Source organism: Streptomyces sp. WELS2, from assembly GCF_013870595.1.
Lineage (GTDB): Bacteria > Actinomycetota > Actinomycetes > Streptomycetales > Streptomycetaceae > Streptomyces.
The window spans coordinates 1-4,846 of record NZ_JACBWZ010000476.1 but is presented as its reverse complement, the minus strand read 5'-3'; the positions used below and the strand labels follow the sequence as shown (position 1 = coordinate 4,846).

Below are 4,846 nucleotides of genomic sequence, written 5' to 3'. Positions count from 1 at the left end.
TGACCGGCCGGGGGTGATGCTGCCGAGCACGGTGGCGCGGCGGGCTCCGGTGCCGGAGGGCAGGGCTCCGGGCAGGCCGTGGGCGGTGAGGAACCCGAGGACGGCGAAGGCCAGGGCCTCCTTGGCGGCCGACGGCAGGCCCAGGTCGTCGCTGGGGCCGAGCGGCACGCCCGGCAGTTCCTCGGCGAGCATGCGCATCAGCACCGGGTTGCGGGTGCCGCCGCCGGAGACGACGAGCCGGGTGACGCCGTGGGCGCGGCAGGCGTCCGCCACGGTGACGGCGGTCAGCCGGGTGAGGGTGGCCAGGACGTCGGCGGTGGCCGGCACCGGCACGGTGTCGAGGGCGCGCCGCAGATAGGGCAGGTGGAAGTGTTCCTTGCCGGTGCTCTTCGGGGCGGGTCTGCGGTAGTAGGGGTCGTCCAGCAGGACGCGCAGCAGTGCGGGACTGACCCGTCCGGCAGCGGCCCGGCGGCCGTCCTCGTCGTAGGCGGCGGCGCCGTCGGTGAAGTGGTGCACGGCCGCGTCCAGCAGGGCGTTGGCGGGGCCGGTGTCGAAGGCGAGCGGCTCGGCGCCGGGTGCGAGGACGGTCATGTTGGCGATGCCGCCGAGGTTGAGCGCGGCGGGGGTGCCGGGCAGTCCGGACAGCAACAGGGCGTCGGTCAGGGCGACCAGGGGCGCGCCCTGACCGCCGGCGGCGACGTCGCGGCTGCGCAGGTCGGAGACGACGGGAAGGCCGGTCGCCTCGGCGATCCAGGCGGGCTGGCCCAGCTGGAGGGTGCCGCGGACCATGCCGTCCTCGACCCAGTGGTACATGGTCTGGCCGTGCGAGACCACGAGGTCGGCGGTGCCGGCGCACAGGTCGCGCAGGGCGCGTCCGGCGGCGCCGGCGAAGGCCTGGCCGATGCCGGTGTCCAGGGCGCACACGGCCCCCGTGGTGGTGTGGGCGGGAGGCAGGGCGGCGGCGACGCGGTCCCGCAGTTCTTCCGGGTAGGGGACGGAGAGGTGTCCGAGGGGCCGTAGGAGCAGGGTGTCGTCGTCCAGCGCGAGGTCCGCCGCCGCGGCTTCGATGGCGTCGTACGAGGTGCCCGACATCAGGCCGATCACGCGCACGGCGCCTCCTTCCGGCCGGGGTCGCGCCGGGCGGGCGGGGCCGGCCGCGGCTGGTGGTGCATGGCTCCTCCGGGGGCTGTCACGTCACCGGTCGCCGGGCCGACCGCCCGTCCGGTCACTCCGGGGCGACGGTGGCCGCCGTACGCTCGGTGCCGCCGCCGTCCAAGGGGGCCGGGGTGCTCGGGGGTGTGCGGTGGAACAGGCTGGTCAGGCCGCCCACGGCCAGGGTGACGGCCACGCCGAGGGGGACGAGCCACTGAGCGGCGATCGCGGTGGGTACGGTACCGCCGCCCGCGCCGACGTCGATCCTGACGCCGCGCACGATGTACGTCATGACGCCGACCGTCACCAGGAACGCGATCACGGCGTCGGTCTCGTTCGCCCGCCGGACGAGCCGGCCGAGGAGGAACGCGCCGAGGAGCGCGCCGTAGGTGTATCCGGCGATGGTCAGGCCGGTGAGGTAGACGTTGCCGGTGCTGGTGCTGAAGGCGCAGGCGAACAGGGCCATCAGCACCGCCCACACCAGGGTCGTCAGCCGGGCGAGCCGGAGCAGGAACCTCTCGGTGGGCACGGTCCGGAAGAAGCTGTGGATGATGTCGGAGACGGTCGAGTTCGACATGGAGTTCAGCGCGGAGGACAGCGAGCCCATGGCCGCGCCGAGGATGCCGGCCACGAGCAGGCCGGAGACCACCACGGGCAGTCCGTGCAGGATGAAGTCCGGGTAGAGGTTGTCGGAGCTGGTCAGTCCCAGTTCCTGGAAGGTCCTGCCCTGGTTGTAGGACCACAGCAGGGCGCCGACGAGGGAGAACGCGGCGAACTGGAGCGTGACGAAGACACCGGAGGCGATCATGGCTTTCTGGCCGTCGCGCAGTGAGCGGGTGGCCAGGACCCGCTGGACGATCAGCTGGTCCGAGCCGTGGCTGGCCATGGCGAAGATGGCGCCGCCGATGATCGCGGTGGGCAGGGCGAACGGGCTGGTGAGGATGTGCGCCGGAGCGAAGTCGGTGTCGAAGAGCCGGAACCGGCCCGCGTCCAGGGCGCGCTGGACGCCGTCACCGCCGGTATGGGCGGCGAGCACGCCGATGGCGAGCAGGGCACCGCCCAGGTACAGGCCCATCTGGATGGCGTCCGTCCAGATGACCGCCCGGATGCCGCCGAGGTAGGTGTAGACGACGGTGATCGCCGTGAGCACGAGGATGATGACGCGGTAGCCGGCGTGCACGCCGAACTCGTCCAGCAGCAGCTTGATCGGGATGGCGGAGGCGAACAGCCGGACACCCTCGGCGAGCAGCCGGGTGAAGACGAACGTCACCGAGGCGAGCCCCTGCACCTTGAGCCCGAACCGGTTGCCCAGGTACTGGTAGGCGCTGACGAAACCGCCCCGTTTGTACAGGGGGATGAGTACGGTCGCCACGACGACGCGTCCGATGACGTAGCCGAGGGCCAGTTCGACGTTGCCGAAGCCCTGTCCGGTGTAGGCGCCGCCCGGCAGGCTGATGACGGTGAGCACGCTGGTCTCGGTGGCCACCACGGAGAAGGAGACGGTCCACCACGGCATGTGGCCTTCACCGACGAAGTAGTCCTTCGCCGTCTTCTGCCGTCCGGCCAGGCGCAGTCCGATCGCGGCGATCGCCACGAGGTAGACGACGACCACCAACAGGTCGAGCTGACGCACACTCACGGAAGGAAAGTTTCCTTCGCAAACGCATTCATGCGATGAAAAGTAGTTTCAGTGCTTCCCCTCGTCAACAACCCGGCCGGGTCCGAATGGTGCCGCTGTGAAGTGACTGGAGCGGCCGCGAGGCGGACCGGGTGACGACCGGCCCGGTCCGTTGACGCACCGTCAACCGGGGGGCGACGGCCGGAGGTCGCCTGTTTTCCGGCGGGCGGACGGGGCAGTGTCCGGAGCAGCCGACCGTCAGCCCTGAGGGAGCCCGTATGCAGTACTACGACCTCGGCAGTCACGGCCGGCCCGTGACGACCTCGTCCGCCGAGGCGCAGACCTGGTTCGATCGCGGGCTGAACTGGACGTACGCCTTCAACCACGAGGAGGCCGTGCGCTGCTTCGAGGCCGCCGGCGCGGCGGATCCCGGCTGTGCCATGGCCGACTGGGGCCTGGCGTACGCGCTCGGCCCCAACTACAACAAGCCCTGGGACGCCTTCGACGAACAGGACCTGGGCCGCACGGTGGAACGCGCGCACGCCGCCGTACGGCGCGCGCACGCGAAGGCGGCCGGCGCCACACCGGTCGAGCAAGCCCTCATCGAGGCTCTGGGGGCCCGCTACCCGCGCGCCCGGACCCCGGACGCCGAGGAGGGCCCGGTGTGGAACGCCGACTACGCCGACGGCATGCGGGCCGTGCACCGGCTGGCGCCCGACGACCCCGACGTGGCCGCCCTGTACGCCGACGCCATGATGAGCCTGACGCCCTGGCAGCTCTGGGACATCCGCACGGGCAAGCCGGCACCCGGCTCGCGCACCGCCGAGGCCGGGGCGGTGCTGGAGCGGGCGCTCGCCACCGAGGCGGGGTCCCGGCACCCGGGCCTGCTGCACCTGTACATCCACCTGATGGAGATGTCCCCCACCCCCGAGGCCGCGCTGCCCGCGGGCGACCGGCTGCGGGACCTGATGCCGGACGCGGGTCACCTCCGGCACATGCCGTCCCACCTGGAGGTGCTCTGCGGCGACTACCGCCGGGTCGTCACCGACAACACCGCGGCGATCGCGGCCGACGAGAAGTTCCTCGCCCGCTCCGGGGCGCTGAACTTCTACACCCTGTACCGCTGCCACAACCTGCACTTCAAGATCTACGGCGCGATGTTCCTCGGCCGCTACCGGGACGCCGTCGAAACGGCGGACCGGCTCGAAGCGGCCGTGCCCGAGGAGCTGTTGCGGGTGGACAGCCCGCCGATGGCGGACTGGCTGGAAGGCTTCCTCGCGATGCGGGTGCACGTACTCGTCCGCTTCGGCCGCTGGGACGACATCCTGCGCCTGCCGATGCCCGCCGACGCCCGCCTGTACTGCGTGACCACGGCCATGCTGCGGTACGCGCGCGGGGTCGCGCTCTCCGCCCTGGGCCGCACCGGCGAGGCGGGGACGGAACGCGAGCTGTTCCGCGAGGCGGCCGCCCGGGTCCCCGAGACCCGGACCCTGTTCAACAACACCTGCGCGGACGTCCTGGCGATCGCCGCGTACATGCTCGACGGGGAACTGGAGTACCGCAGGGGCCGGTACGACACGGCGTTCGCGGCGCTGCGCCGGTCGGTCGAGCTGAGCGACGGCCTGGCGTACGACGAACCGTGGGGGTGGATGCAGCCGGCCCGGCACGCGTACGGCGCGCTGCTGCTCGAACAGGGCCGGGTCGAGCAGGCCGAGGCCGTCTACCGCGCCGACCTCGGGCTGGACGACACGTTGCCGCGTCCGCTCCAGCACCCGAACAACGTCTGGGCGCTGCACGGCCTCCACGAGTGCCTCGTACGGCTGGGCAAGGAGGGGGAGGCCCGGATCGTGGCCCGGCAGCTGAAGCTCGCCGCCGCGCTGGCGGACGTACCGGTCGAGGCGTCCTGCTACTGCCGGCGCGAGACCACCGCACACCCCGCGCCCCGGCAGGAGTGCTGCGCCGGCTGAGCACCGGCCCCGGCGACCGGTGCAGGACCGGCCCGCGAGGAGCCGCCCGTCACCGGGCGGAAGCCTGGGGTTTGGCGGAAACAAACCGTTGCCCCCTCGTTCCAGGCCG

At 72.4% G+C, this 4,846-nt stretch carries 3 protein-coding genes; 1 reads left to right on the top strand and 2 read right to left on the bottom strand.

The features are described from left to right. Together H5J33_RS23570 and H5J33_RS23565 are read right to left on the bottom strand one after the other, a co-directional pair. A partial coding sequence (locus tag H5J33_RS23570) for an anhydro-N-acetylmuramic acid kinase (protein ID WP_181796901.1) occupies positions 1-1,110 on the bottom strand: 1,110 nt, incomplete at its 3' end. Positions 1,111-1,225: 115 nt separating this feature from the next. Continuing rightward, entirely contained in the window at positions 1,226-2,785 is a 1,560-nt protein-coding gene (locus H5J33_RS23565) for a sodium:solute symporter (RefSeq protein ID WP_181796902.1), read from the bottom strand. A gap of 263 nt (positions 2,786-3,048) precedes the next feature. On the opposite strand from H5J33_RS23565, the gene H5J33_RS23560 reads away from it, so the two are divergent. Next, complete coding sequence (locus H5J33_RS23560; protein WP_181796900.1) at positions 3,049-4,737, top strand: hypothetical protein; 1,689 nt, start codon at positions 3,049-3,051, stop codon at positions 4,735-4,737. Positions 4,738-4,846 lie beyond the last annotated feature (109 nt).

Bases quoted from the DNA above. Each gene is read 5' to 3' on its own strand.
- H5J33_RS23560 (WP_181796900.1), top strand. From the start codon at position 3,049: ATGCAGTACTACGACCTCGGCAGTCACGGCCGGCCCGTGACGACCTCG.